Genomic DNA, 25,685 nt, shown 5'->3' with positions numbered 1-25,685 from the left:
ATGAAAAGCATTTTTGACGAATTGTCGGCGTCGTGCAGCAAGAAAACCACACAGCTCTACAGCACCTCGTTTTCACTGGGCATTTATTTCCTGAAACCTGCATTGCACAGAGCCATTTACGGGATTTACGGATTTGTGCGGCTCGCCGACGAGATCGTGGACAGCTTTCTGGGCTACGACCAGACCGTGATGATGGCGCGAATCCGCAAGGAGACCCAGGAGGCTATCCGCGAACGGATCAGCATTAACCCGATATTGAACAGTTTCCAGCACGTAGTGCACAGCTACCAGATCGAATGGGAACTTATCGACACGTTTTTGAAAAGCATGGAAACGGATTTGCTTCAAAAGGAACATACGCAGGACACCTACCAGGAATATGTACTGGGCTCTGCGGAGGTGGTGGGGCTGATGTGCCTGCGTGTTTTTTCAGAAAATGATACCACATTGTATGATGCTTTGAAGCCGTATGCGATGAAACTCGGCGCAGCCTTTCAGAAAGTCAACTTTCTGCGCGACCTGAAAGCCGATTACCAGACGTTAGGCCGCACCTATTTTCCCGGCGTAAATTTCAACCTGTTCTCCGATGCCGACAAGGCACGAATCCAGCAGGAGATCGAGGCAGATTTCGAAGAGGCCCTCACGGGTATTCGTCGCCTGCCAGCCAGTTCGCGCAGAGGGGTTTACCTGGCCTATTATTATTACAAAAAACTGTTTCTTAGGATCAAGGAAACGCCGCCGGAAAAAGTAATGAATGCGCGGATCCGGATTCCCGATATTGATAAGTTCGGATTGATGTTTCGGTCACTACTGAGGCACCAGTTTGATCTTTTATGACGTTTTTGTGTTGTACAGGGAGAATATGCCCACGACACAAAACCTGAAACCCACCATCCTATGAACGACCAAGTTGTGCTTGTAACGGAAGACGATGAAGCCATTGGCCTGATGCCCAAGCTGGAAGCGCACGAAAAAGGCGTACTGCACCGCGCATTTTCGGTGTTTATTTTTAATACAAAAAATGAAATGCTGCTGCAACGACGGGCATTCGGGAAGTACCATTCCGAGGGTCTGTGGTCCAATACCTGTTGCAGCCACCCGCTCCCGGGCGAGGCTGTGCACGATGGGGCCATGCGGCGCCTGCGCGAGGAAATGGGTATCGAAGCGGATCTGGAATTCCTTTACACTTTTCAATACCGGGCCGATCTGGAAAACGGCCTTACCGAGAATGAACTGGACCACGTATTTTATGGAGTAACCGATGCCATTCCGGCTATCGACCCAGCGGAAGCCAGCGATTATAAGTACCTGACCGTACCTGAAATACAAGCCGATATTGCACAAAACCCGCATGCTTACACCGAATGGTTCAAAATATGCATGCCGGTAATAGCGCGCAGGATCGGCCATTGATCCACCCAAGAATCCCGAAACCAGCCTGATGCCACACTGGATACTAAACGCGTTGATTACCCTGGCCGCATTCGTGGCGATGGAATGTGTGGCCTGGCTGGCTCATAAATATCTAATGCACGGACTATTGTGGTCATTGCATCACGATCACCACCAGCGCGATGACGGCGATTTTTTCGAAAAGAATGATTACTTCTTCGTCATTTTCGCGACGCCCGGCATTGTCTGCCTCTGGCTGGGGCTCGATGCAGGTTTCAACTCTTTCTTCTGGATCGGACTAGGCATCACCATTTACGGGTTCACCTATTTCCTGGTGCACGACGTATTTATCCATCAGCGGTTCCGGGCTTTCAGGAGCACCGATTCCGTTTACCTGAAAGCCATCCGGCGCGCCCATAAAATGCACCATAAACACCTTGGCAAGCATGGCGGCGAATGCTTCGGAATGCTGTGGGTACCGCTGAAATATTTCCGTGAGGCCCAAAAAGCTGCCGCGAAATGAAACTGCTTTATCTGCTGGTCGACCTGGGTGCGATCTCCGTGCCGCTGCTAGCCTCGTTTCACCCGAAAATACGGCTCCACAAGCATTGGAAGGCTTTGTGGCCGGCGATATTGATTGCCGCGGTGCCGTTTATTATCTGGGACAGCTACTTTACCAAAATCGGCGTTTGGGGTTTTACGCCGGAATATCTCACTGGTTTCGGGCTATTCGGCTTGCCTATCGAGGAGATTCTGTTTTTTCTCTGCATCCCGTATGCCTGCATGTTTACCTATTTCTGTTTTCGGCAATGGAAAGGACAGCTGAGTTTAAAGTCGGAGCAAAGGGTTACCTGGGTATGTATCGGCCTTTGTCTGGTACTCGGGCTGACAGGCGCGGGTCGGTATTACACTTCCTCTGCGATGAGCTCGCTGGCTATTTTTCTTATCTATCTAAAATGGCAGGCGAAACCGCAATGGCTCGGCTTGTTCTATTACTCACACCAGTTCCTGCTTATTCCTTTCTTCATTGTCAACGGCATTCTCACGGGCTCCGGCCTGAAAAAACCGGTTGTATGGTATAACAATGCTGAAAACCTGGGCGTACGCATTTTCACAATCCCGATCGAGGATATTTTTTACGGGATGTTACTGCTGTCGCTCAACGCGTTTTTGTTTGAATATTTTCTTCAAAAAGCCGAAAAAAGAGCCACCTCTAAAACACGTCCCCATGCGTAAGGGCCACCAGCTTTGAAGTAAGCCAAGGAAATTTGTCCAGCGTTCTCAATGCAAAATCAGTCGTGCGGCTTTTCCCGAAAAGCTTTTGCAAATGATACCCCGCCCTGATTCGCGTCCCGAATGCGGCATCCCATTCCCGACGATAATTCTGCGACGCCTGGCCATACGTTTGTTTTCCGCTAAAAAGAAACAGTAGTTGTTCCGCGAGCAGCTTGGAAGCCCTGATCCCCATGCTCATGCCATTGCCGCAAAGCGGTGTAATGGAACCGGCCGCGTCGCCGAGCAGAAAGATACCATTCGAATCAGTTTGTTTCTTATTGAACTGAACGTTGCTGATGATCAACGGCTGGGGATTTATAAACTTTGAATTTTGAAAATAGTTTTTCAAGAAAGGATTTTGAAACAGAACTGCTTCTTCCATCTGCTTTACATCCTTTCCATTTTCGATGAGATTCCGCGCGGTAGTGAGGTAGCAGAGGCAATACCAGTCGCGGTCCACTTTGGAAACACCGCAATAGCCGTCGCTGAAATTGTGTAGTTCAATTCGGTTAGCCGGAAAATCAGTTTGAATATGGTACTTGATGCCGATATAATTCTGGTTATCGGTATTTGAGATATTGTTTTCGTGCAGGTGAACAAATTGCGGCGTGTATTTGCCATAGCTTCCGCAAACCACTTTGGAAGTGAAATCCCCGGCAGAAGTACGAACTTGAAAACCATCCGCAGGGTTCCCCTGCACATCCATAACGCGGCACTCCTGTATCACGTGGGCGCCCTTGCGCGAGGCGATTTCGAAAAGGTAATGATCCAGGCTGTACCGGCTGATACCGAAGCCACCCATTCCAAGACTGTGGTTTAATATAAATCCGCGATCAGAAGTAATGCCCAGCCTATCGATTTTAGGCAACGAGAGTTCAGCAAGTGGTAATCCCAGGCTTTCCAGAAACGGCCAGCTTTCCATGGAAATGTATTCCCCGCAAACCTTATGAAAAGGATAGTTACCCTTCTCGAACACGACCACCGAAACGTCCCGATCAGCCAGCTGAATGGCCAGACAAAGTCCGGCCAGACCGCCGCCAACGATCGCGCATTCGAAATGTTCAATCCGCGTTCCCATAGACAATCACTTCATGCCGGAACGCCCATTGGTTGTGCACAGAAAAACGGGTGGCGCCCGACTGTTTCAATATTTCCAGCCATTCTTTCCTTTTGAAACCCCTTAAAACCGACAATGGCGCATCATTCTTTACAAGATATGATTTCGAAAAAAGACGCGTCAGAAGCTTAATCGAATAATGGGCCACGGGGTTTCGTTCGAGGTCATTGATAACGAGTATGGCCCCGTTGCTCAATGCAAACTGCACGAGTTCGATAAGGTCAATTTCCGTCAGATGGTGACAGAACAGGCACGCGTGGATAATATCGACCTTTTGCAAATGCCGGTAAGTGTTCCTATAATCATCGCAAATAAGCCTTACACCACTGCCTTGAAGGTTTTCTTCGGCATAGGCAATGCAATCGGGTTTGAGATCAATGCCGTAGAGGTCGAGCGCGAAACCTGCTATCTGGTTCCAATGGGCAATGCGTTTGAGCGTATCACCGCCCCCGCAGCCTATATCCACGAGCGTGTAGTGCCTGCCTTTTTGCAAAACACGTTTCAATGCAGCAAATGAGATGTCATAGCCACCAAGCCAGTGGTTAATAAAATCCAGCTCACGGAGGTTCTGAAAAAGATCGGCCGGGGGAATATCGTCCCCGTCGAGCAGCTCTTTCTGCGAACTCCTATGCCTGAACATAGCGCAATTGCATGGTTTCAATGCTCAGCCCCGGGCCGAATGCAGCGGCGAAAATGCGGTTACCCAAATCTTCGGGCCTGGCTTTTTGGAGCACCTCTTTCAGGACAAAAAGCACCGTCGGCGACGACATATTTCCATATTTTCTAAGCACATCGTAGGTAGGTTCGAGCAGGCATTTATCCAGATCCAATGCCGTCGCGAAATCATCCACAATGCGTTTTCCACCTGGATGCACCGCCCAATGCCGGTAATCTTCCGGTTTGAGCTTCACAGATTTGAGCATAGGGCCGATATTTTGGCGGATCAGATCGGGGACGTACGATGAAAGGTTCATGATAAAACCGGTTTCCGAAAGTTGCCAGGCCATATCCGAATAACCATTGTGCAATACCATCGAATTGAAAGCGTCGATTTTCACCGGATGCATATAACGATCGTCCGGCTGCGATGATACCAGCAATGCGGCTGCACCGTCACCGAAAATCATATTCGAAAGCAGGTAATCGTCATTATACCGCTTCTGAAAATGGATCGTGCAAAGTTCGGTGCATACCACCAGCACCTTTGCATTTGCATTGCTTTTGCAAATGGCATCCGCATTCTTCAATGCCAGAATGGCCGCATTGCAACCCATAAAATTGATACTGCTGCGTTCAATAGATGGACTTAACTTCAATTCACGCATCAACTCCACATCCAGCCCGGGCGCAAACAGCCCCGTGCAGGTAACGGTAATCAAATGGGTAATGCCCTTTTTAATATTTTGAAAATCCGGAATCTGTTCGATCGCCCTTTTGGATAGCGTCGTCGCATGTCGCTGGTAAAGCTGCATACGCTCGGAAAGCGTCGGCTCGGGCATTAATGCGGTATTGCGGTTGAAAAACGTGAATTCCTCAGGCGTTTTGTCGAAATCGGGGATTACTGAATACCGCTTTTCAATGCCGGTTTTGCTTGCCACGATCTTGATTTTCCGGCGCGTATTCAAGTCGTCGGTCGACCGCAGGTAGAAATCGGTGAGCGTTTCCTGTGCATAACCATAATCGGGAACGGCTGTTTCAATAGAGGATAGATAACTCAATGGAATTCTGTTGATAATAATTAAAACGATGAAACAACTATTCATGCAAATCGCTGCCACCCAGTTCATCCGCATCGTATTCCGGAAATTGGCCTGCCTGCGGTCTCTCCAAACCAGCGAGAACCAGATCCCGAACCAGATTACAATAGGGATGAAAAACACCTGGACAATGTAAAAAATCATTCCAAGTTCCCTGGTCGTAAAGTACAAATAATAAAACACATTGCAGAGCACAAACATAGCTGCTGTGAAGGCAAAAGTGCCGATATAGCCCAGTTTATAGCTCAATGTTACCACGCCGTCGCGCAGGTCCTGCTCGTGCTGGTACACCTGCGTGAGCGGATACGCGCCCGCGATCTGGAAAGAGCAGCCCAGTAATACAAAGATATTCGCCGTATCCAGCCGCAGTGCGCCGCCCGAAATGCCGGCCATCGACATATAATAGGTAAATGCCCCCTGAAAAATCACAACGGTCAGGAAACCGGCGAACGGGTACCTTTTCAGCCTGACCTGCCGGGAACTATACGCCCGCGACGCTCCGATGTAAAGCACCAGACAAAACGCGAACAACGTATTTACGAAAGCAAGCGCCAGTACGGTTGCGGCGACATCCAAAAAAATAGTGAGGTAGAAGAGGTCTCTGGTAGGAGGCGGCGGCTTTTCGAGCCCGCCAATGCTGCCCTCGTCGCGGTCAACGTAGCTGTTATACCCATTACTGGCCGGGTAAACGAGGAAATGAATAATCAAAAAGCTCCACAACGCCTGCCTGTGCACCACCTGCTCCGCCTGGCTGTATGCAAACAGGAACAGCGGTGCGAGGAAAAAGGAGAACGGTATCCTCAGTAGTTTAATAGTGTTGCGGGTGATCGGCATGAGGCCAATTTATGCAAAAAAGCGATATCTCGGCGTAAGGCGGCCATCTGCGGTCAGGTATAGTCAGGTGTTGTCATTTATAGTCAGAAATGGTCAAGTATTGTTAGGGTGGTCAGGAATAGGCAACAATCCTAAAACAACAACACTTGACTACTCTTGATGATATGCGATATTGGAAAATCTATGCTCTGCGCCCTCTGCCGCTTGCTGCGAGCCGGTGCAGTGTTGCCACTAGCACGTCTATCTCCTCACAGGTATTATAAAATGCCAAAGAAGGGCGTACGGTGGTTTCGAGACCGAATTTTCTCAGAATGGGTTGCGCGCAGTGGTGGCCCGAGCGCACGGCAATGCCTTCTTTATTGAGCGCCGCGCCTACTTCCTCGGTTTTATAACCGTCCAGAACAAACGATAGCACCGATGCTTTTTCTTTCGCCGTTCCGATCAGGCGCAGACCCGGCACATTTTTCATAAAACCTGTCGCATATTCGAGCAGAAGATGTTCGTATTGATGAATATTTTCGATGCCGAGCTGATTCACATAATCCAATGCCGCACCGAGGCCCACCGCATCGGCGATGTTACCGGTGCCCGCTTCGAAACGCGAGGGCGCACTATGGTATCGAATATGCTCGAATGTCACGTCCACAATCATATTGCCTCCACCCTGCCAGGGCTGCGTCGCATTCAGGATTTCCTCTTTTCCGTACAGAGCACCAATGCCTGTCGGACCGAAAACCTTGTGCCCGGAGAATACAAACCAGTCGCAGTTGAGCGCGGTGACATCCGTACGCAGGTGCGAAACGGATTGTGCGCCGTCGAGCAGCACTTTTGCTCCGACCGAATGCGCCATCTCGATAATCTGTTTGGCGGGTGTTACAGTCCCCAACGCATTTGAAACCTGAGTAAAGGACACGAGTTTCGTTTTCGGATTCAATAGTCCGGCATAGGCATCCAATAAAATCTGTCCGTCGTCGTCGACCGGGATTACGCGCAGTACCAATCCCTTCTTATCAGCCAACTGCTTCCAGGGAACAATGTTCGCATGGTGTTCGAGATGGCTTACGATGATTTCGTCGCCTGCATTCAGGTTCTGATCGCCCCAGGTTTTGGCTACGAGGTTAATCGCCTCCGTGGTACCACGCACAAACACGATCTCATTCACCGACCTCGCATTCACAAACGCCCTTACCTTCTCGCGCGCGGATTCGTAAGCGTCCGTCGCACGGGCGGCGAGCTCGTGCGCAGCGCGGTGAATATTGGAATTTTCATGTTCATAAAAATAACTGATCCGGTCGATCACCTGTTTCGGCTTCTGGGTAGTTGCCGCATTGTCGAACCAAATGAGCGGCTTGCCATTTACACGCTCCTTAAAAACCGGGAAATCATTACGAATGCGGTTTACATCGAAAGGGATCTTGCCAATCGGACTCTGCACGGCACGCCCCAGTTGATCGCGGTCATTACCTACATGGATATTGCCGAACGAAAAAGGCGAAAAACTATGCGGTAAAAAGTTGGCGGCGCCCGGGATATGCGCCTTTTCGGTAAAATTCTCGTTCAAAAAATAATAGGACGGCAGCGACGGCGATGTACCGGAATAGGGCAAATGAGCCGAACTGCCGAAATTCGGAATGCGGCTAAAAACGTCCGTCAGGTCATGTTGCGTATCGAACTGATGCGGTAATGCCGGATTCGTCTTGCCGACAGGCGTCTGGCCGACGGGCGTCTGGCCGACGGGCGTCTGGCCGGCCGGTGAAATGCCTACTCCGGCGGCCGACGGCGGAACATGGCCGTCGGTAAAATGGGGATCGGGCAGGCTCGTTTGCGGCTCGCTCAGATCAAAATCCTGATGCGATTGCGAATATGAGTTCGAGGGCGATTGTGCTCCTCCAAATTCCTGCTGAATGATCCCCAGCATCTTTTGCGCTTTGGGATGGTCTTCGAGATGCGGCGAGAATACAGGGGACGGCATTTCGCCCGGCAATGCCTTGAAAAGCTCATTAGCGAGCCGTTCCAGTACTCCGGCGTCGGGCAAGTTGCCCGAAGAACCGCCCGGAAACCCCGTTGGAATGCCATCAGGCAGGCCGTCAATATTTGTATTCATGGTAGTTTCCGATTTCTACATCCTCCAAAACCGCAATCGCGTCGTCAACCAGCACGGCCAGCGAGCAGTAAAGCGACACCAGGTACGAGGCAATGGCCTTATCGTTGATGCCCATAAAGCGGACAGAAAGCCCCGGCGACTGCTCACCCGGCAACCCCGGTTGATACAACCCTACTACTCCCTGGCGGCTCTCTCCGGTGCGGAGCAAAAGGATCTTAGTTTTGCCGTTTTCGATGGGCACTTTATCGGACGGAATCAGTGGAATACCCCGCCAGGTAATGAATTGGGAGCCAAAAAGCGAGATCGTCGGAGGCGGAACGCCCTTACGTGTACACTCGCGCCCAAATGCAGCGATGGCTTTAGGGTGCAGTAGGAAAAAGCCGGGCTCTTTCCATACTTTGGTCAGCAACTCGTCCAGATCATCCGGCGTTGGCGGGCCGAGGCGCGTAGAAATCTTCTGTTTATCGGCAATGCTCGAAAGCAGCCCGTACTCGCCATTATTGATCAGCTCGCTTTCCTGGCGTTCCTTAATGCTCTCGATGGTCAGGCGCAGCTGCTCGCTGATCTGATTGTAAGGTTTGCTGTACAAATCCGACACGCGGGTATGCACGTCGAGCACCGTGTTCACGGCTGTGAGGTTATACTCGCGCGGATTCTCAACGTAATCGATAAAAGTATGCGGCAACTCGCGCTCGTCGCGGCGGGAACAATCCACTTCCGCGGTGCTGCCTTCTTTTACCTTGTTCAGGCGGTACACGCCGGACTCTACGGGGATCCAGTTTAGCAAATGCGTCAGCCAACGCGGCGTGATCGCCTCGAATTGAGGCACCGTACGGGTTGCGATCGCCAACTGCCGTGCTGCCACGTCACCTAGCGCGGTTTGATTTGGGTTTAACTTGGCCATTCTGTATTTGATTATTAATGAGAAACGAACTGCATTGCGCCACCAGGTATCGCCAGAGCGCGGCCGGATTAACGATCACAAACATACGTGAACTATAAATCAGGCTTTTAATGAACCCCATAACCTGCCACCAGCCGTTTGCCACCTCATTTCTCAAATCGGCCAGCTTCCATAGATTATACCAAGATACTGTTTTCATTGATCAAACACTAGAAATAATATGCTCAAAAACCAGCTGACTACCGACTAAAATTTGGCTCATTCTCCTATCGTTTTTATAGAATTCATGGATTGATCGATTCGAAAGCTTACCACTAAAAATATTCTATATTAATTCCATAGACTATATATTATATTTACTTTTTTGTAGCTTTGGACTTCTCATTCTATCATTTTATTATGCAAGCGGGTAATCTGATCGATATTTATAAGAACGAAACCGTCGCGACCGAGGCATTTAAGGATTTCAGGTTGCGGCGTGGCATCGTGTGCAAGAAATGTGGCGGCACCCATCATTACTGGCTCGCGCCGAAGCAGCAGTTTCAATGCAAGCAATGCCGGTTCCGTACGACGTTACAGAGCGGCACCGTGCTCGAAGGCAGCAAGCTGCCGATCTCCTACTTTTTTATTGCAGTATATATGATCCTGAAAAAAGGCAACACCTTTACGATCCAGGATTTCCAGGAAGAAACCGGTCATAAATACTACGAACCACTTTACGACTTCGTCCGGAAAGTGCGGACGTATCTAAACGCCAACGATCCAAACACCGTGCTGATCGATTTGGTGGAGCTGTTCAATTACCATTTGGTCAACCGGAAATTTCAGGAGCGGGCGATGCATGATTAGTAGGTTTTAGTAAAGTCATTGTCGGCATACCGTACTTCGCCGCCTTTCACTTTTACATAGGCGCGATACGACAACGCATGCATATTGGTAGGGAAACCGATTTTAAAAGTCTCCGTATTGAGTCCTAATTTCGCTGTTCCTTTGAACTTTGCAACGGGATACGGACCATCCACTACGAGCTCTACCGACGTTATTTCGGGCAAAAACGCGTACACGACCCCATACTCCTCCACGGGAATATTCCCGAACTTTTCAAAATTCACGGTGAAAGTCTCGATCACGCCGCCCAGCACATGGAAGGTAGCCGGGCCGGTATGTATTTCCGGGTAAGTCTGCTCCTGCGGTTTGGGATCATTCTTATGCGTGTGATTCGTGCACGCGAGCATGACGATCGCAACTAGCATAGCAGTCAGCCATGAAAGTGGTGTTGTAGCACTGATGTGTTTTCGAGTGATAACCATAACTGTGTCTTTTTTCACAATTATAGCGTCCCCGGCCACCGTTTTCTTAGCTCATCCACCAAGCGGCAACCGTTCGATTAGCAAACGGCTTATTGATAAATTCAGTAAGTCGTATTCATCCGATTGGTCGCATAGCGCACTTCGCCGCCGACCACTTTTGCGTAAGCGCGGTAGGATAATGCGTGCATGCCGGAAGGAAGGGCGATGTTGAAAGTTTCTGTATTGGCACCTATTCTCGGGGCGTTTTTGAACTTTGCCGTGGGATAGGCTCCGCCGATGACAAGGTTCACAGCAGTAGTATCGGGCAAAAATGTGTATACAACGCCGTATTCCTCGATCGGTACATTGCCAAGGCTAACAAAATTGAGGTAAAAATTTTCCACCACCCCGCGCGAGGCATTAAAAGTGGCCGTACCAGTCTGTATTTCCGGGAGTAACCTGTCCGGCATGGGAGGAGGGCTGTACTTCGGAGCACAGGCCGCAACGAATATCGTAAGCAAGCCAGTCAGGAAAAAAAGGTTTTTACGGTCGGTAAGTTTGTGAATGAAGGTCATCATCTTTTTTTCAGCAATTTTATACAAATTCTCATTCCTAAGACACTTTTATTTATACACTTCCTTCAAATCCTTTTCAAACAATGTGTAAGGATCATGGTAAAACTTCACAAAATCAGCTTCGCTGACCTGGCCGTGGAAAGGGGCGTAAAAATGGGTAGGGCTTTTGGTGTCGTTGCGCCAAACGAGCACGTACGCGAGCTGCAACCGCTCCGCTTTCAAGGTTTTGAGTAGCGTTTCGGTCCACCAGGTCGGGTTTGGAATGCTTTCCAGGCCCGTTTCCGTGAACGCCGCTAGCTTACCGGCTTTCTGTGCGTAGTCGGACACGATTTCAAGCTTCTTTAAACCGGCTTCGAGGTTGTATTTTCCGTCGCGGCCGAAATCGCCGTAGTTGTCCATTCCTACCATATCCACCCATTCGTTACCGGGGTAGCGTTCGAGGAATTCATATACGGAGCTGAATTTATTGTCCGGGGAGAATGCGTAAAGAAAGTTGTGTACACCGAGCTGATCGCGCAGATAAGAAACGGTAAACCGCCAGACGGCGATAAAATCTTCTTTCGAGGTATGCCGCTTACCCCACCAGAACCAGTCGCCGTCGAACTCGTGGAATGGCCTGAAAATCATCGGCGCCAGTGTACCGTCTTTACCTTTGACGGAGTGTGCGAAGTCGGCGATTGTTTTGAGAATCAATTTGTATTGCTCATGATGCGAGCCGCCCGGCTTGATGAGCGCCATGGCCGGTTTGGAAACGCCATCTTTCCAGTAAAAACCGTCCTCCGAAGCCGGATTGGAGAAATGCCAGGCCACGGTGGTAATGCCGCCGCGGTTATAAGTTGCTACCACATTCTTCCGCAATGCCTCGGCCGTTTTGGCGATCTCCTCAGCAGGCCGACCCGAAAGTCCCATGAAATCCACGCCGATGACCGCCGGATGCGAGCCCGTCACCGATTTGACGTCGGAGCGCTCCTCGTCACCCGACCAGCCGTGGCCATATTCCGTTGCGTGCTGGTGCCCGAAGAGAATGTACTGTTCAGAGAGTTTTTTGAGGTTGCGGTAAAGCGCGGCAGTCTCCGGCGTCGCTTTAGTATCGATTTGTGCATTTGCGGCTGCAATACCGAGCGATGCACTTAACAGGCTCATTACAAGTCTTTTCATGCGTGTATGGTTCAGGATTTGAGATCGTGTAAAGATGGCGAATAATCGCTTTCCACATGATCGTCATTTATTTTACGATTATTTCGAATAAAATTCGAAAATTTATCAACTCTGACGAACTTTTACAATTCACTCTTTGTAATAGGTGAACTATATTCAAAATACAACGCATTTTTTTGAATATTATTCTATCCGAATCCCACCCGACAGACTCATGAACGGAACTGACATTGTTCTCGATAAAACCGACCTCAGCATTCTGCGTCTTATGCAGGAGAATGCGCGCATGACCAATGCCGACCTGGCGCGCGAGCTGGAAATGGCGCCGTCGGCGGTGCTCGAAAGAGTTAAGAAGCTGGAACAGAAGCAGGTGATCGTCAAATACACGACACGGATCAGTCCGGTGGCGTTGGGACAGACGCTGCTCGCATTCATCACCATGAAATCGTCGGAAGGTATGGGCAGCAACCATACCGCCAGGGAGCTCGCCAAAATACCGGAAGTACAGGAAGTTCACCACATTGCAGGCGAAGATTGTTACATGGTGAAAGTCCGCACAGCCGATTCGGCATCGCTCATGGACCTGATGCGCAACAAATTCAGCAAAATACAGAGTATCACATCCACACGCACTACGATCGTGCTCGAAACGGTCAAGGAAGAGCAACAATTAGTTATACCAGAAAAATGAAATCGCCATGCAAACATCAACAAAAACTCCGTCAACATTAATGGTGGTACTGGCATTCGCCACCGTTTACATCGTTTGGGGATCTACCTATTTTTTCATCCAGCGGGCGCTGGAAGGTTTTCCACCGTTTTTCCTTGGATCATTTCGTTTCCTTATCGCCGGCTTGCTGATGCTCGGCTGGAGCCTGATGCAAGGAGAAAAGGTTTTTTCCTGGAAAGTAATGAAACCCGCCATTGTGACTGGTTTATTGTTGCTGTTTGTGGGCAATGGGGTAGTGATTTGGGTGGAACAATTCCTGCCCAGCGCAATGGTGGCTATTATGGTATCATCGTCGCCGCTGTGGTTCGTGTTGCTCGATAAACCAAAATGGTCGGAGAATTTGAGCAACAAGTCAACTATTCTGGGCCTCGTGGTAGGTTTCGCTGGTGTGATATTGCTGTTTTATGAAAAAATCATGGCAACTATGTCTTCACTGAACAGCGGCCGTGACCTTTTTGCGATGGTGCTCGTCGTCCTAGGCTCCATGGCCTGGGCGGGTGGTTCTTTATATTCCAAATACAACTCGGTATCGAACTCGGCAACAGTCAATTCCACCTGGCAAATGCTCGCCGCCGGCATCGCATTCATTCCCGGCGCATTCTTTTCCGGTGAATTCGCATCCGTTGGACTGTCAACGATCCCCGTCAATGCCTGGCTTGCTACCGGTTACCTGATCATATTCGGCTCGATTGCGGCTTTCAGTGCTTATGTATGGCTTTTGAAGGTGCAGCCCGCCACCAAGGTAAGTACTTATGCATATGTTAATCCCGTCGTAGCAGTACTGTTAGGTGTTTTCTTCGCCCACGAATCCATCACGCCCTTGCAGATTTCCGGTTTGATCGTGATTTTGGGAAGTGTTCTTTTAATTAATTTGCACAAATACAGAAAACCTAAACAGGTAGCCGCAACTTACTAATATGAAATGGATCACCCGTGAGCGCCCGAAAATTGACCGATTGGCCTGTCCGTGGCTCATACGACGCTTCATCGATCCGCAAGCGGAAATTATATATGTACCCGAAAATGAGGTGTTGGGCCGGGCAAAAGTGCTGGGCGCAACACCTTTCGATATTCCCGGCGTGGAGTTTACGCATTACGATGACCAGTGCACATTCGACTATTTCATCAAAAAATACGAATTGAAAGACCCTGCGCTGAGCGTCATGGCACCCATCGTGCGCGGGGCCGACACCGATGATCATACGCTGGCATTGCAGTCGTCCGGTCTCTGGGCGATTTCGGCCGGATTGGCTTACAATACAAAGGACGACCAGGCGCTGCTCGAAAAAGGCATGGTCATTTACGATGCATTGTACAGTTGGGCCTGTCATTTACAGAACGAAAAACACACACAAAGCCCTACGGAGCATTTGCTTTTGCAGATTTATAAAACCTACCTTGACCGAAAGAGCGAGAAGAAACAAAAGGTGCCCGCCTGGACCAAGGATCTGAAAAATATGATCCAGGACCATATCGATACCAACCTCAACCTGAATCTTAAAATTGCTTCGGAAGAGCTGGACGTCAACCCCGCGTACCTTTCGCGGGAGTTTTCACGGTACTTCGATAACCTTTCCTTCGGCGAGTACATCCGCAAACAGCGGATCGAAAAGGCGATCCAATTGCTTGAAGCTACGGACGACACGCTTGCCGAGATCGCCTACCTCACCGGTTTCTCCGACCAGAGCCATTTCAACCGCGTTTTCAAGGCGCACACCGGGCAAACGCCTTCGGGATACAGAAAATTTGTCCGAAAAAGTAAAGGAAATACAAAACGTTAAAACCGTTCTATCCTGCCGGCGCATTGGTTTTTAGAATTGCATGGCGGTTTGCCCGCTTTCATCTAAAATCTCATATTATGCTCCGTCGTTTTACCGGAAAACTCCTTATTACGTTTTGTATCCTCATTACGCTTGCCAACGTCTCGCACGCGCAGCAGCAGACACAGCCCGCGTCGGCATCCGCAAGCACAGTTGCGCCCCTATCCCCCACATACCCGCGCGTAGCCGGTTATGTAGGCATTCTGCACCCCATCGTGACATTCAGCGACGAGGGAACTACCACCAATTTCGATAGTTATTATGTAGTTGGATTACCTACCGGCATTAATATCTGGAAGAGCCCAAAAATCGGCTTCTCTGCGGAGTTTGTACCGCTGGTAAGGGCTGAGAAAGGTACAAGCAAGATGGCCAATTTTCTATTCCACCCAGGCATCCTCGTGACATTAGCACCCGGGCTTACCTTCGCCGGCCGCGCCGCTTTTGAAACGGCCGGAAGGTACGGCTTTACGCCGGTTTTGAATAAGATCGTGAAGAAAAACAAGAACAGCGGCTATTTTGTGGCGGTACCGGTGCCATTCCGCTTCGGGAACGGGCACCCGGCATCGGTCACGATAGGATTTCAGTTCGGGATCACATTCTGATCACAATCAACAACAAAGTGAGCTGTCCATAATCCGTTCAACTTCTGAAATGTCGCGGTTACGGCGGATCAGCGTCATGATTTTTTCGAAGTCGATCAGTTGGGAAGCTTCGAAAGCGATCACGCCCACGAAATTCTTGCCCCTGCTGATAAAATTCAAATGCTTGATCTTCGCCCCGTTTACAGATTCCACACTGGAAGTGATTTTGTGCAGATTCCCGGCATTCCGGTAAATGATCCGGAGAAAAAAGGTTTTGCTCATTGGTCTTGATGTTTATGTGGTTTGTTGAGAATATCGGGACGGCCGCAATCGACCGTCCCTATTACCTTTACGCCTCCGGCCTCCATTTGGTGCCAAAAGGGCACATTAAATTTTGTTAAAATTAGAATGCATCGAACCAAAGCCTGGTCGTCAGACGGTCCTCGCCCTGGGCCGCCACGGCTGCTTTGTAGTTGGCCGCGTTGAGTGCCTGCTCGCCGGTCGGGTATGTGAGGCGAAGCGGTAATTTTCCATTCAAAACGCCGGCATAGGCCGGTTTTAACTGCGGGTAATCCAGCCGGCGCCATTCTGCGAATGCTTCCAGTCCCTGGCTGAACAAGGCCAGCCATTTCTGTTCTCCGATCGACTTTTTATAGTTCGCGGCATCGTATGCAACCGAAGGTTGGGCCAGGTAGGCGGCAATATCCGCATTACCCACCTTGAATTGCTGCAACGAAGCCGTCACTGCCTGCTTGTAAAGATCGGCTGCGCTTTCAGTAATAAATCCGCGTTGCGCCGCTTCCGCAAGGTTGAACAAAACTTCGGCATAGCTCACAAAAACCGCCGGTGAAGCCGGTGCGGTGAAGTAATCGCCCAGTTTGGAAGTTTTGGTAAAACCCAACTTCGCTGCTGAATCCGCAGGAAGGCCATTGGTTACGCCGATGTAGCCGGTAGGCGTCGCGTCGACGGTTTTATTGGCGAAAACGGCCAGGCGCGGATCTTTCAGCTCCTGCAACTTATCGATGATCGATTTGCTGACGCGGTAGTCGTCACGCGTTTCGCGGTCGCGCGAAACGGGGTTCTGGTTCGGGGATGCGAGGTAAACCAGCTGGGCGATTTCGTCGTTGGAAGCGATGAGAGCACTTTTGTCCCTGGCGAGCTCCGTCACCACAGCTTTGGCGGCCTCAGGTTCCTTGTCGGCAATGCGCAATGCAATGCGGAGGCGCAGGGAATTCGCGAACTTCTTCCATTTGGTGAGGTTACCATTGTAAACAAGGTCCCCGCTGATCGGTGAACCGCTGGTATTGATCAGTTCGGCCGCCTTTTTGAGATCGTTCAAAAGGCCCAGATAAACGTCCTTTTGCGCATCGTATTTCGGCGTGAGTGTCTCTTCCAGTTTCAGCGCGTCGCTGTACGGAATGTTACCGTACAAATCGGTCAACAGCTGAAAAGACCACGATTTCAGGATCAGCCCTACCGCCTGGTAATTGGTATTGCCACTCTCCTCCCCGAGTTTGATAATAGTAGCAAAATCGGTGAGTCCCTGCGAGTAAAGGTTCGTCCAGACGTTCTGCACGTTGGCAATGCTTACGGTATACTTGTCCGGGTCTGTATATTGAATTTTAGCCCAATGCTGAATGAACAATGTGGTCGTTTCCATCGAAGCATCCGAGCCTAGCGTTACGTCTGCATTCGACTTGATGGCATTGGCCAGCAAATATTCCGGCTGGGCTTTGATCGCCTCGTTCGGGTTGATATTCGTTTCTTCGAGCTGATCCTGGCAAGCCGTCAAGAGCAGGCCGGCGGCAGCGATCACAAATCCTTTGGTAATGTTATCGGTACGCATGAATATGGGTCAATTTAAAAGCCTAATGAAATGTTAAAACCGTAAGAAGCTGTCGTCGGCAGCTGCAACGATTCGAGCCCCTGGCCGGTATTGCCGGTGTTGAAAGCCGTTTCAGGATCGATGTTGTCCGCTTTCTTTTGCAGAAATGCCAGGTTGCGTCCATACAGAGAGAGGATCAGGCTTTGCAGTTTGAATTTGGAAATAAATGCCTGCGGAACGGTGTAGCCGAGTTTTACCTCACGCAGCTTGATGAACGACGCATCGAACACGCTCGCCTCGTTGATACCCGCGCTGTTGCTGTAAACACCTTTGTAATAGCGCTCCGCCGGAACGATCACGGTATTCGGCTTGCCATCGGTGGTTACGCCTTTCGCAATGATACCATCGTCGTACACGATCGCGCCCGAAGGTGCCGCTGCCGCATTAGCCACTTGCACAGCCACACCGGCTTTGTTGTTGCCAGGATAATAGTAGGTCAGCCCGCCATGTTCCGCGTCGCGGCCGGGCAAAGTCGATTTCAGCACGCCGGTATAGCGGCCGGTCGCATTCGTAGCCGAGTAAATGGAGCCGCCTTGTTTGGTATCAATGAGCACGCTCAGGTTAAAACCTTTGAAAGAGAACGAATTGCTGATCCCGCCCATCCATTTCGGGGTGTAATGCCCCAACACTTGCAGACTCGGATTCTTGGTAGGCAAGCCGTTGGCACCGATGATCTGCTCGCCGTTTCCATCCCGTGCAAATGCCGAGCCGAATATCGCGCCGTAGCCCAGTCCTTTGCTGGCATAAACCGTTACTCCATTGGTACCCAGTTTATAATCGTTCAGAAAACCCTCGTCGTCGAGTTCCACTACCTTGCTGCGGTTTCTTGAAAAGTTGATGCCGATGTCCCATTTAAAACCGGATTCGGTTTCGATCGGCTTCACATTCAGCATCGCCTCAATACCACGGTTATTAATACGCCCTGCATTCAGGAGTTTCTGTTTGTAGCCTGTCGAAGGGCTCACGTCCGCACGTAAAATCTGGTTATAACTATCGGTATTATAATAACTCACATCCAATCGCACACGGTTGCGGAACAATGCGATATCGGCACCGATTTCAGTCGACTGTGTGATTTCCGGCTTCAGGTCCTCGCTCAAAAACACATCCGAAACCGTCAGCAAAGGGGCTGCTCCGAATGGCTGATTGAATGGATAGGTATTTACCAATTGATATGGATCGGTGTCTTTACCGACTTCGGCCCAGCCGCCGCGGAGTTTGGCATAGGTAAGTACATTGGATTTGATATCGAATGCGTCGGTCAGTACCAGACTCGCATTCACCGAAGGGTAAAAGTACGAATTGTTACCGGCAGGCAAGGTCGACGACCAGTCGTTACGCGCCGTGAGGTTCAAAAACGCGTAGTTGCGGAAGCCCACCTGCGCGGAGCTGAATGCGCTGTAAACCTTCTGTTTGCGCAACACATTATAGGATACCAGCGGGTCGCGCGAGTTATTCAGCGTGTACAGGTCAGCTACGGCCAGGCGGGGTGCCTGCTGGTAGTTCTGCTCGTTGAAATTGCTTCGAATGTTTCCACCCACCAGCCAGTCAAGTTCAAAATCAGCACTTACATTCTTGTGAAAATTGAAATTGAAGTCTGTATTGTTCTCATTCACGACATAACTGTCCTCGGTATAAGAGCCATAAGGCGTACCATTGGTGCCGTAAGCGACTTTGAACTTGCGCTTGTCGTTATAATAGTCGTTACCCGTGCGCACATTGGCTGTGAGCCAGTCGGTAATTTTATAGTTCAAATTCACATTACCGAAAAAGCGGTCGCGGCGTTGCTGGGCGGTATTTTCGTATTGCAGCAGGTAAGGATTGCTGTAATAGCTGTGGTTCCAGTTGTAATCGAAACCGCCTTTATTGTAGTCTTTCAGCAACTCGGTATCCACCTGACGCCCAAACCACAGGAATTGAAGCATTACGCTGCTGCCGCGCCCAGACGTACCGGGCAGGTTATCGGAGCTGTTTCTGGCAAAATTCGCGCTCGTCGACAAAGTCAGCTTGTCGTTCAAACGGTAAGTCGTATTTACCCCGAATGAATTTTTGGAAATATCCGTATTCGGGATCACACCGGTTTGCTTGCTGTTGTTGAAGGAGAAGCGGTAATCCACCTTGTCGTTCGAGCCTGCCACCGACACGCCCGTGGTTCGCGTATGCCCTGTTACGAAGAAGTTCTTTACGTTATCCGGGTGCGCCACAAACGGTACTGCCTCTCCATTCGAAAAGAACTGGGGTATCAGCCGTCCGTCCATTCTTGGGCCCCAGCTTTCGTCGGTAGCGTCATTGACACCGCCACCCTTACCATTCACATAAGAGAATGCGCCACCCGTTCCCTGACCGAAAACATTCTGATATTCAGGCAGCACCAATAGCTTCTCCGAAGAATAGCCAAAATTCACATTCACGCCCAGGCCGCGCTGCGTGCCTTTGCCGCTTTTGGTTTTAATTAAAATCACCCCGTTGGAAGCGCGGGAGCCGTACAATGCAGCCGCATTCGGCCCTTTCAGCACGCTGATCGACTCGATGTCGTTCGGGTTAATGTCCGCAATCGCATTCGCAAAATCGCGCGAACCATTGGCGCCGGCACCTAGCTGCGAGTTGTCGACAGGGATACCATCCACCACGAAAAGCGGCTGGTTATTGCCCGCGATCGACGTTTCGCCCCGTATCACGATCCGCGATGAGCCCATCCCGCCCTGGCTGTTGGTAATGTTCACACCAGCAATTTTACCCGATAATGCATTCACCAGGTTGCCTTCGCGCGCCTCTGCAACGTCCTTCGTTTGCAACTCCTGCACCGCATATCCGAGCGACTTCTTCTCTTTCGCAATGCCGAGCGCCGTCACCACCACTTCCTGCAAGATTGTCTCATCGCTTTCAAGCCGAACGTCGAGCTTGCCGTCCCGTGGAACGGGTAATTCAATGGATTTTAAACCGATAAACGAAAATTTCAATATCGAACCGGCGTCGGCCTCGATGGCGTAGCTGCCGTCGCCGTTGGTGGAGGTGCCTTTGGAAGTACCTTTGATAAGAACGGTTACGCCGGGCAGCGTTTCGCCGCTGGTGGAAGTGACCTTACCGGTCACCGGGATCGTTTGCGCCTTTGCCGGTTGCAGCCAGGCGACACTGAACAGGAGGAAAATCAGTACTAAATTTCTTCTCATGATGTGGATTGGAAGTTAGGGACAGCTTAAATGTTTGGGATTCAGTTTATACTCTATTTATTTTATAGATTTAATATACAAAAGTAATACAGCGGCATTATTTCCAATACTCAGGCTCCTATTTTTCGGTTAAATTAGCTACTACGCCCAGCTGGCGATCTTTTTCCAACCCGCTTGTGTCGAAACCACCGGGTCGGATTCGTAGATCCGCGTAATGGCGTCCACTACGAGATCCAGCTCTTCGAATGTGTTGAACTTGCTGAACGAGAACCTTACATTCTCCTTGTCGGCCTCGCACGCCAGCGCCTGTATCACATGCGACGCGCCGCCGCCCTGGCACGCGCTACCGCCCGAAACCTGAATGCCGACCTGGTCCAGCTTGGCCACCAGGCTCCCCGTGCTTAAACAGGGAAACGAAACGCTCAGCACATTGGCGACGCTATTTTCCGTCGATTTGCTCTCGCCGTTATAACAAATTCCTTCTATTCCGCTGATCGCCAGCTTCGATACCAGGTATTGTTTCAGCTTGGAAACCTTATTCCGGTTCGCTTCCAGGTTGCGATAAGCTACATCCAGCGCTTTCGCCAGCCCCACGATGCCCACGACATTCTCCGTCCCGCCGCGCTGGCCACGCTCCTGCCCTCCACCGTAAATCAGCGGCTTCAAGTGGTGCTTTTGATTAATGTAAACAAAACCCGCTCCCTTCGGACCGTGAAACTTGTGTGCCGAGCCCACAAGGAAATCGATATCGGCCTCTTGCAAATCGAAATGTGCCTTACCCATCGTTTGGGTCGTATCAGTAAAAAACACCGCATTGTACCGCCGTGCCAACACGCCGATCGCGTGGATGTCGGTCAGATTCCCGATCTCATTGTTCCCATGCATGAGCGCGATGAGTGTGCGCGGGTTCGCCCGCAGTAGGTTTTCGAGGTGGTAGAGATCTACATTACCGCGTTCGTCGAGCTTCACGAAGCTTGTTTCAATGTCGCCCTCTTTCTCGTGGCGCTTCAATGTCTGCAACACCGCCTTATGCTCGATGCGGCTGGTGATAACGTGGCTAAGGTCATAGGCCTGAATTGCCCCCGACAATGCAAGGTTGATTCCCTCCGTCGCCCCGGCCGTAAAGTATATCTCCTCCGGCGCAGCGCCCAGTAAATGCGCTACCGTACGCCGTGCCCGATCAACGGCCTCTTTTACCCTTCTGCCCGCGCCGTGCGCCGACGAGGGATTCGCATAATGGTTGGTCAAAAACGGCAGGATTGCCTCAATCACTTCAGGGTCCAGCGCGGTAGTAGCCGCATTATCCAGATAAATTTCCATGTGTTTCTGGTTTGTCGTTGATCAAAGTTTGTTAGCGGCAAGGCACAGGTTTTTCAAGGCCTAACCAGCCTGATTTACTGCACGGTACCAGTTTATTACTGTGGTTGGATTTTCAGATTTATCAATAGAATTAGGTTGGGGCACCTTGACGTGTCACAGGTTGCCAGAAGATCACAGAGCCTAACCTCTCCCTTCGTTCTTAATAAATCTATAAATTCGATAGACAAAGATTGATAAAAGATTTTAAGAATGCAAAAAAACGAGGGCGTTTTTTACCATCGAAATTTGAACGAGGGCGTTTTTTTGATATTTTTACCCTCGTTCTAAAAACGCAGGTAATTTTCACCGTCGTTCTTTTTATGAAATACAGCCCGTTAATACCTTATAATAATCTACCTGATTTGCCTCCAAAGGGCAAAATAGAAAATATAACCGTTCTCAAAAAGGTGATTTCGGCCAGTAGGGCACTCTCGGAACTAAAAGGTGCCATTACGAATCTCCCTAATCCGCTGCTGTTTATCGACACGATCAACTTACAGGAAGCGCAGGCCAGTTCCGCCATTGAGAATATCATCACTACGCAGGATGCTCTTTTTCAGGCATCCATTGTCGAAAAGAATATCGATGACGCTCCCACGAAGGAAGTAATCCACTATAAAGATGCATTATGGTATGGGTTAGAGGAAATAAGGAAAAAGCCAGTCCTGACGACCAACCTTTTTATCGCGATCATGCAGATCATTAAGGAAAATCAATCAGGCATCAGAAACATTCCGGGGACTCAACTAAAAAACCCGGCGACAGGACAAGTTATTTACACGCCGCCTGACAGCGAAGAAATTATCCGGAAAAAGCTGGCTGCACTTGAAAACTTTATCAATATCGACGACGATCTGGATCCGCTGATCAAACTTGCACTGATACACTATCAGTTCGAAGCCATTCACCCGTTTTTTGATGGTAACGGCCGTACAGGACGGATTATACTGCTTCTTTATCTGAAACAATGCGGCCTGCTCGATTTACCCGCGCTCTATCTGAGTAGCTATATTCTGAAAAACAAGAATGCATACTACCTCAATCTTCGCCATGTGACAGAACAAGGCAAATGGGAAAACTGGATCCTGTACATGTTGGATATGATCGAAGTTACTTCGCGTGAGAGCCAAATCCGGATCGAGCGTATTGCAGCTTTGATGAAAGAAATGGGCGAAGAAATCCAAAGGACGCTTCCGAAAATTTATTCCAAAGATCTGCTGGAAGTCATTTTCAAGCTGCCTTACACTAAAAGAAGTTCATTGGAACACGCCGGACTGGGAAATATCAAAACGGTTGGCAACTATCTGAAAACCCTTGAAGAGAACAATTTCCTTCAAAGCGTGACGGTGGGAAAGGAAAAGCTCTATCTGAACTTCCGGCTTATGAATGTGTTGAAAAGTTAACCCAGGTTCCTCAATACAGCCGGTTGCACACCCATCAAGTGACTTTGCACATCTGATTGACTTTCGAACCGTAACAGGGGTTAGTTTGCCAAAATCATTCATCTGCAAACTAAAATCAATCAAACCTTGGCAAATGCTGCAACATTGAAATCACTAGCGCTCGAACGGCTGCGCGACGCGGAATGCCTCATTGCAAACGGTCATGCTGGCGCGGCGTATTACATCGGTGGGTATGCGATTGAATTAGCCCTCAAAGCCGTGGTTTGCAAAAGACTGAACATCGAAATATTTGAAAAAGAGGTGGTGCCGCGGCATATTGCCAAGTCATTTATGATTCATGACCTCCTCGACCTTTTAATTCTATCTGGCCTGACGAACGATTTGGAAAACGCCTGTATAGATGACTATGTCTTTCAGGTAAGCTGGACCCGGATAGCGATATGGTCGGAACAACGCAGATATGAAGCAGGCTGTTCGGCTACAAAAGCCGAAATATTTGTTATTTCTCTAAAAATTGTCATGCAATGGTTGCAACAGCATTGGTAGAAACACTGCAAAAAGTGTTTCGGGAAGCAAAAAAAGATGGTCTGATCATAGATGCAATCGGCCTGGCACCCGCCTTTCACGGAATGGTAAAAGACAGCTACGTGCTCGGCGTCAGTGCGCCATCACTCTCGGAAGTACATGAGTATGAAAGTATGGAGATCATCCTAAAATTACTGTGGCAACGTGTAACACCAGAACAACGAAGGATGATTAACCGGGTCAGAGTATTTAATAATAAAGAAGACCTCGATGACCATAAATACAACGACTTTGCAGATTACCCATACGAAGGTTACGCCGGCATTCAACGAAAATTGCCCCTATTATATCCAGTCGATTAAATGCCCTCCAAACGAGGCGTTTTTTGACGTTTTTCACCCTCGTCCGAGTACCGAGGTAACTTTTCCCTTTGTCATTTCACCTCCTTCTTCAACTCTTTATACCGCTTCCGTAGCTTTTCCAGCGTGGATTTTTCCGAAGAACGCTTCGCCAGGTTCACCGTCTCGTGCGGATCTTTAACAGTATCATAGAGCTCCTCATACCCGTGCTCGGTGTAAAGCATATATTTCCAATCACCGCTCACAACGCCCTCCACTTTTGGCAAACGCGGGCTTCCCAGATAGGTGTGTTCATAGAAGAAGTCCTTGCGGGCAGTTCGCTTCTTTTGCTCGACTGCGAGAAGATCGTAACCCTGGACTGCAGATGGCACAAGTATTCCCGCGAAAGAAAGAATGGTAGGCGCAATGTCGATATTCAATGCGAGCTGGGATGATGACTTGCCTTGGAGACTCTTGGGCAGTGCTCCGCCGGAAATAATCAGCGGAACGCGGATGGATTCTTCAAAACCAAACCATTTCCCTTCCAAACCATGCTCGCCGAGTGAAAAACCGTTGTCACCCATAAAAATAATGAGCGTATTCTGATCGATTTTCAGGTTTTTAAGCTGCGCCACCATATTACCCACCACTTCGTCGACGCCGGTAATGAGGCGGTAATAGTCGCGGGTGGTTTGCTGGCGAAGCTCCGGGGTTGAAAGGAGCGGCTTCCACCTGTCACGGCCGATATTCTGATCGGTGCGGAAGAATGCGGGAAGGCTCTCCCAGTATCGCGGGGCAGCAGTCACCGGGTCGGGGATTTTCACATTTTCGTATAAAGGCTTAAAACGCTCCTGAACAGGGTATTTTGGTGGATTACCATCGAGTTCGTGCGGTGCTTTGAAGCTTACCGAGAGGCAAAAAGGTGCCTCGTTACCTGCAAAACGGTCGAGAAATTGCGCAATATCCTTACCCACACTGTCGGTGTGGTGAATGGTGTGACCGCTCTCATTGGCTAACTCATATTGAGGCTGGCCTTCCTTTTTGGCTGCCCAGTAGTCAAACAGCGTATCGGGCTGGTTCTTCACCCCGATGCCGAATTTCCCTATGAATCCGATCTTGTACCCCGCCTTTTTCAGCAATGCGGGGTAGGTTTGAGCAAGGGCTTCCGGTTTGAAATCAGTACCAAAATCATTGATCCCGTGTCTGGACATATATTGCCCGCTTAGCAAGCTTGCCCGACTCACCATGCATATCGCCGTGGTGACATGCGCATTCCGGAACAGAATGCCCCGTTTCGTCAGCGCATCAAGGCGCGGGGTTTGGATGATCCTGTTACCCATTGCGCCGAGCGCATCCCAGCGATGGTCGTCGGTGAGGAGGAAGATGATATTCGGTCTTCTTACCTGCTGCGCGAGCGCGGCACCGGTACACACCAGCGCCAGCATGATAATGATCAATGTCTTTTGCAT

General features: G+C 49.8%; 25 protein-coding genes and 1 riboswitch. Of the genes, 12 read left to right on the top strand and 13 right to left on the bottom strand.

Translation table 11 applies throughout. The features are described 5' to 3' along the window. The 4 genes from ACQ4MZ_RS05970 to ACQ4MZ_RS05955 are packed head-to-tail and all read left to right on the top strand — an operon-like array spanning position 1 to position 2,628. Positions 1–837: a phytoene/squalene synthase family protein gene (locus ACQ4MZ_RS05970; RefSeq protein ID WP_430843667.1), complete on the top strand. Its 837-nt coding sequence runs from the start codon at positions 1–3 to the stop codon at positions 835–837. A gap of 60 nt (positions 838–897) precedes the next feature. Further along, complete coding sequence (gene idi, locus ACQ4MZ_RS05965) at positions 898–1,413, top strand: isopentenyl-diphosphate Delta-isomerase (protein WP_430843666.1); 516 nt, start codon at positions 898–900, stop codon at positions 1,411–1,413. Between the two features lie 28 nt (positions 1,414–1,441). Then, positions 1,442–1,915: a beta-carotene hydroxylase gene (locus ACQ4MZ_RS05960; RefSeq protein ID WP_430843665.1), complete on the top strand. Its 474-nt coding sequence runs from the start codon at positions 1,442–1,444 to the stop codon at positions 1,913–1,915. Beyond that, entirely contained in the window at positions 1,912–2,628 is a 717-nt protein-coding gene (locus tag ACQ4MZ_RS05955; RefSeq protein WP_430843664.1) for a lycopene cyclase domain-containing protein, read from the top strand. Before ACQ4MZ_RS05960 ends, ACQ4MZ_RS05955 begins: the two co-directional genes overlap by 4 nt. On the opposite strand, the gene ACQ4MZ_RS05950 is transcribed toward ACQ4MZ_RS05955, so the two are convergent. The 5 genes from ACQ4MZ_RS05950 to ACQ4MZ_RS05930 form a co-directional block, all read right to left on the bottom strand. Then, positions 2,606–3,745 (bottom strand): NAD(P)/FAD-dependent oxidoreductase, encoded by a 1,140-nt coding sequence (locus ACQ4MZ_RS05950; protein ID WP_430843663.1) that lies wholly within the window; start codon positions 3,743–3,745, stop codon positions 2,606–2,608. The genes ACQ4MZ_RS05955 and ACQ4MZ_RS05950 overlap by 23 nt on opposite strands. Next, entirely contained in the window at positions 3,729–4,424 is a 696-nt protein-coding gene (locus tag ACQ4MZ_RS05945; RefSeq protein WP_430843662.1) for a methyltransferase domain-containing protein, read from the bottom strand. Before ACQ4MZ_RS05945 ends, ACQ4MZ_RS05950 begins: the two co-directional genes overlap by 17 nt. Then, the gene (locus ACQ4MZ_RS05940; protein ID WP_430843661.1) at positions 4,411–6,375 is read right to left on the bottom strand and encodes a UbiA family prenyltransferase; all 1,965 of its coding nucleotides are present in this window, start codon (positions 6,373–6,375) and stop codon (positions 4,411–4,413) included. The genes ACQ4MZ_RS05945 and ACQ4MZ_RS05940 overlap by 14 nt, the downstream gene beginning before the upstream one ends. Before the next feature lie 181 nt (positions 6,376–6,556). Further along, on the bottom strand, positions 6,557–8,479 hold the full coding sequence (locus ACQ4MZ_RS05935) for a family 2A encapsulin nanocompartment cargo protein cysteine desulfurase (protein ID WP_430843660.1): 1,923 nt from the start codon (positions 8,477–8,479) through the stop codon (positions 6,557–6,559). Further along, positions 8,463–9,383, bottom strand: a complete 921-nt coding sequence (locus ACQ4MZ_RS05930) for a family 2A encapsulin nanocompartment shell protein (protein WP_430843659.1) — start codon at positions 9,381–9,383, stop codon at positions 8,463–8,465. The genes ACQ4MZ_RS05935 and ACQ4MZ_RS05930 overlap by 17 nt, the downstream gene beginning before the upstream one ends. Before the next feature lie 399 nt (positions 9,384–9,782). Here ACQ4MZ_RS05930 and ACQ4MZ_RS05925 point away from each other — a divergent pair, with 399 nt between their 5' ends. After that, the gene (locus ACQ4MZ_RS05925; protein WP_430843658.1) at positions 9,783–10,232 is read left to right on the top strand and encodes a transposase; all 450 of its coding nucleotides are present in this window, start codon (positions 9,783–9,785) and stop codon (positions 10,230–10,232) included. On the opposite strand, the gene ACQ4MZ_RS05920 is transcribed toward ACQ4MZ_RS05925, so the two are convergent. The 3 genes from ACQ4MZ_RS05920 to ACQ4MZ_RS05910 all read right to left on the bottom strand — a co-directional run bounded on the left by ACQ4MZ_RS05920 (position 10,229) and on the right by ACQ4MZ_RS05910 (position 12,405). Continuing rightward, positions 10,229–10,693, bottom strand: coding sequence for a hypothetical protein (locus ACQ4MZ_RS05920; RefSeq protein WP_430843657.1), 465 nt, complete (start codon positions 10,691–10,693; stop codon positions 10,229–10,231). The two genes, ACQ4MZ_RS05925 and ACQ4MZ_RS05920, sit on opposite strands and share 4 nt — an antisense overlap. A 101-nt stretch (positions 10,694–10,794) precedes the next feature. Beyond that, entirely contained in the window at positions 10,795–11,250 is a 456-nt protein-coding gene (locus ACQ4MZ_RS05915; protein WP_430843656.1) for a hypothetical protein, read from the bottom strand. A 45-nt stretch (positions 11,251–11,295) separates the two neighbouring features. Further along, positions 11,296–12,405: a glycoside hydrolase family 26 protein gene (locus tag ACQ4MZ_RS05910; RefSeq protein WP_430843655.1), complete on the bottom strand. Its 1,110-nt coding sequence runs from the start codon at positions 12,403–12,405 to the stop codon at positions 11,296–11,298. 214 nt (positions 12,406–12,619) lie between these two features. Between ACQ4MZ_RS05910 and ACQ4MZ_RS05905 the strand changes: the two genes are divergently transcribed. From ACQ4MZ_RS05905 to ACQ4MZ_RS05890, 4 genes are all read left to right on the top strand, one after another. Further along, positions 12,620–13,096 carry an Lrp/AsnC family transcriptional regulator gene (locus ACQ4MZ_RS05905; RefSeq protein WP_430843654.1) on the top strand — a complete coding sequence of 159 codons (477 nt, stop codon included), beginning with the start codon at positions 12,620–12,622 and terminating at the stop codon, positions 13,094–13,096. A gap of 7 nt (positions 13,097–13,103) precedes the next feature. Next, complete coding sequence (locus ACQ4MZ_RS05900) at positions 13,104–14,051, top strand: EamA family transporter (RefSeq protein WP_430843653.1); 948 nt, start codon at positions 13,104–13,106, stop codon at positions 14,049–14,051. A 1-nt stretch (position 14,052) separates the two neighbouring features. Then, positions 14,053–14,916 carry a chromate resistance protein ChrB domain-containing protein gene (locus tag ACQ4MZ_RS05895; RefSeq protein ID WP_430843652.1) on the top strand — a complete coding sequence of 288 codons (864 nt, stop codon included), beginning with the start codon at positions 14,053–14,055 and terminating at the stop codon, positions 14,914–14,916. A gap of 77 nt (positions 14,917–14,993) precedes the next feature. Continuing rightward, the gene (locus tag ACQ4MZ_RS05890; RefSeq protein WP_430843651.1) at positions 14,994–15,557 is read left to right on the top strand and encodes a hypothetical protein; all 564 of its coding nucleotides are present in this window, start codon (positions 14,994–14,996) and stop codon (positions 15,555–15,557) included. A gap of 6 nt (positions 15,558–15,563) precedes the next feature. On the opposite strand, the gene ACQ4MZ_RS05885 is transcribed toward ACQ4MZ_RS05890, so the two are convergent. From ACQ4MZ_RS05885 to ACQ4MZ_RS05870, 4 genes are all read right to left on the bottom strand, one after another. Further along, complete coding sequence (locus ACQ4MZ_RS05885) at positions 15,564–15,818, bottom strand: hypothetical protein (protein ID WP_430843650.1); 255 nt, start codon at positions 15,816–15,818, stop codon at positions 15,564–15,566. Between the two features lie 121 nt (positions 15,819–15,939). Then, the gene (locus ACQ4MZ_RS05880) at positions 15,940–17,382 is read right to left on the bottom strand and encodes a SusD/RagB family nutrient-binding outer membrane lipoprotein (RefSeq protein ID WP_430843649.1); all 1,443 of its coding nucleotides are present in this window, start codon (positions 17,380–17,382) and stop codon (positions 15,940–15,942) included. A 14-nt stretch (positions 17,383–17,396) separates the two neighbouring features. Next, complete coding sequence (locus tag ACQ4MZ_RS05875) at positions 17,397–20,591, bottom strand: SusC/RagA family TonB-linked outer membrane protein (protein ID WP_430843648.1); 3,195 nt, start codon at positions 20,589–20,591, stop codon at positions 17,397–17,399. Between the two features lie 141 nt (positions 20,592–20,732). Then, positions 20,733–21,911: a cysteine desulfurase family protein gene (locus ACQ4MZ_RS05870; RefSeq protein WP_430843647.1), complete on the bottom strand. Its 1,179-nt coding sequence runs from the start codon at positions 21,909–21,911 to the stop codon at positions 20,733–20,735. Positions 21,912–22,026: 115 nt separating this feature from the next. Beyond that, positions 22,027–22,120: riboswitch (SAM riboswitch) on the bottom strand. A gap of 150 nt (positions 22,121–22,270) precedes the next feature. Here ACQ4MZ_RS05870 and ACQ4MZ_RS05865 point away from each other — a divergent pair. From ACQ4MZ_RS05865 to ACQ4MZ_RS05855, 3 genes are all read left to right on the top strand, one after another. Beyond that, complete coding sequence (locus ACQ4MZ_RS05865; protein WP_430843646.1) at positions 22,271–23,353, top strand: Fic family protein; 1,083 nt, start codon at positions 22,271–22,273, stop codon at positions 23,351–23,353. Positions 23,354–23,479: 126 nt separating this feature from the next. Further along, positions 23,480–23,899 carry a hypothetical protein gene (locus tag ACQ4MZ_RS05860; RefSeq protein WP_430843645.1) on the top strand — a complete coding sequence of 140 codons (420 nt, stop codon included), beginning with the start codon at positions 23,480–23,482 and terminating at the stop codon, positions 23,897–23,899. Continuing rightward, positions 23,878–24,240, top strand: a complete 363-nt coding sequence (locus ACQ4MZ_RS05855) for a hypothetical protein (RefSeq protein ID WP_430843644.1) — start codon at positions 23,878–23,880, stop codon at positions 24,238–24,240. The genes ACQ4MZ_RS05860 and ACQ4MZ_RS05855 overlap by 22 nt, the downstream gene beginning before the upstream one ends. 71 nt (positions 24,241–24,311) lie before the next feature. Here ACQ4MZ_RS05855 and ACQ4MZ_RS05850 read toward each other — a convergent pair whose 3' ends face one another. After that, a complete protein-coding gene (locus ACQ4MZ_RS05850; RefSeq protein WP_430843643.1) occupies positions 24,312–25,685 on the bottom strand; it encodes a sulfatase family protein in 1,374 nt (457 codons plus the stop codon).

The sequence above is a fragment of the Dyadobacter sp. BHUBP1 genome, assembly GCF_050587785.1.
Classification (GTDB): domain Bacteria; phylum Bacteroidota; class Bacteroidia; order Cytophagales; family Spirosomataceae; genus Dyadobacter.
This window is presented reverse-complemented; position numbering and strand designations above follow the sequence as displayed.

What these genes read in the sequence shown, in the direction of transcription:
- ACQ4MZ_RS05915 (WP_430843656.1), bottom strand. Translation starts at nt 11,250, where the DNA reads ATGATGACCTTCATTCACAAACTTACCGACCGTAAAAACCTTTTTTTC.
- ACQ4MZ_RS05925 (WP_430843658.1), top strand. Translation starts at nt 9,783, where the DNA reads ATGCAAGCGGGTAATCTGATCGATATTTATAAGAACGAAACCGTCGCG.
- ACQ4MZ_RS05870 (WP_430843647.1), bottom strand. Translation starts at nt 21,911, where the DNA reads ATGGAAATTTATCTGGATAATGCGGCTACTACCGCGCTGGACCCTGAA.
- ACQ4MZ_RS05850 (WP_430843643.1), bottom strand. Translation starts at nt 25,685, where the DNA reads ATGCAAAAGACATTGATCATTATCATGCTGGCGCTGGTGTGTACCGGT.
- ACQ4MZ_RS05970 (WP_430843667.1), top strand. Translation starts at nt 1, where the DNA reads ATGAAAAGCATTTTTGACGAATTGTCGGCGTCGTGCAGCAAGAAAACC.
- ACQ4MZ_RS05865 (WP_430843646.1), top strand. Translation starts at nt 22,271, where the DNA reads ATGAAATACAGCCCGTTAATACCTTATAATAATCTACCTGATTTGCCT.
- idi (WP_430843666.1), top strand. Translation starts at nt 898, where the DNA reads ATGAACGACCAAGTTGTGCTTGTAACGGAAGACGATGAAGCCATTGGC.
- ACQ4MZ_RS05955 (WP_430843664.1), top strand. Translation starts at nt 1,912, where the DNA reads ATGAAACTGCTTTATCTGCTGGTCGACCTGGGTGCGATCTCCGTGCCG.
- ACQ4MZ_RS05940 (WP_430843661.1), bottom strand. Translation starts at nt 6,375, where the DNA reads ATGCCGATCACCCGCAACACTATTAAACTACTGAGGATACCGTTCTCC.
- ACQ4MZ_RS05910 (WP_430843655.1), bottom strand. Translation starts at nt 12,405, where the DNA reads ATGAAAAGACTTGTAATGAGCCTGTTAAGTGCATCGCTCGGTATTGCA.
- ACQ4MZ_RS05950 (WP_430843663.1), bottom strand. Translation starts at nt 3,745, where the DNA reads ATGGGAACGCGGATTGAACATTTCGAATGCGCGATCGTTGGCGGCGGT.
- ACQ4MZ_RS05890 (WP_430843651.1), top strand. Translation starts at nt 14,994, where the DNA reads ATGCTCCGTCGTTTTACCGGAAAACTCCTTATTACGTTTTGTATCCTC.
- ACQ4MZ_RS05930 (WP_430843659.1), bottom strand. Translation starts at nt 9,383, where the DNA reads ATGGCCAAGTTAAACCCAAATCAAACCGCGCTAGGTGACGTGGCAGCA.
- ACQ4MZ_RS05885 (WP_430843650.1), bottom strand. Translation starts at nt 15,818, where the DNA reads ATGAGCAAAACCTTTTTTCTCCGGATCATTTACCGGAATGCCGGGAAT.
- ACQ4MZ_RS05855 (WP_430843644.1), top strand. Translation starts at nt 23,878, where the DNA reads ATGGTTGCAACAGCATTGGTAGAAACACTGCAAAAAGTGTTTCGGGAA.
- ACQ4MZ_RS05900 (WP_430843653.1), top strand. Translation starts at nt 13,104, where the DNA reads ATGCAAACATCAACAAAAACTCCGTCAACATTAATGGTGGTACTGGCA.
- ACQ4MZ_RS05935 (WP_430843660.1), bottom strand. Translation starts at nt 8,479, where the DNA reads ATGAATACAAATATTGACGGCCTGCCTGATGGCATTCCAACGGGGTTT.
- ACQ4MZ_RS05880 (WP_430843649.1), bottom strand. Translation starts at nt 17,382, where the DNA reads ATGCGTACCGATAACATTACCAAAGGATTTGTGATCGCTGCCGCCGGC.
- ACQ4MZ_RS05895 (WP_430843652.1), top strand. Translation starts at nt 14,053, where the DNA reads ATGAAATGGATCACCCGTGAGCGCCCGAAAATTGACCGATTGGCCTGT.
- ACQ4MZ_RS05960 (WP_430843665.1), top strand. Translation starts at nt 1,442, where the DNA reads ATGCCACACTGGATACTAAACGCGTTGATTACCCTGGCCGCATTCGTG.
- ACQ4MZ_RS05945 (WP_430843662.1), bottom strand. Translation starts at nt 4,424, where the DNA reads ATGTTCAGGCATAGGAGTTCGCAGAAAGAGCTGCTCGACGGGGACGAT.
- ACQ4MZ_RS05920 (WP_430843657.1), bottom strand. Translation starts at nt 10,693, where the DNA reads ATGGTTATCACTCGAAAACACATCAGTGCTACAACACCACTTTCATGG.
- ACQ4MZ_RS05875 (WP_430843648.1), bottom strand. Translation starts at nt 20,591, where the DNA reads ATGAGAAGAAATTTAGTACTGATTTTCCTCCTGTTCAGTGTCGCCTGG.
- ACQ4MZ_RS05905 (WP_430843654.1), top strand. Translation starts at nt 12,620, where the DNA reads ATGAACGGAACTGACATTGTTCTCGATAAAACCGACCTCAGCATTCTG.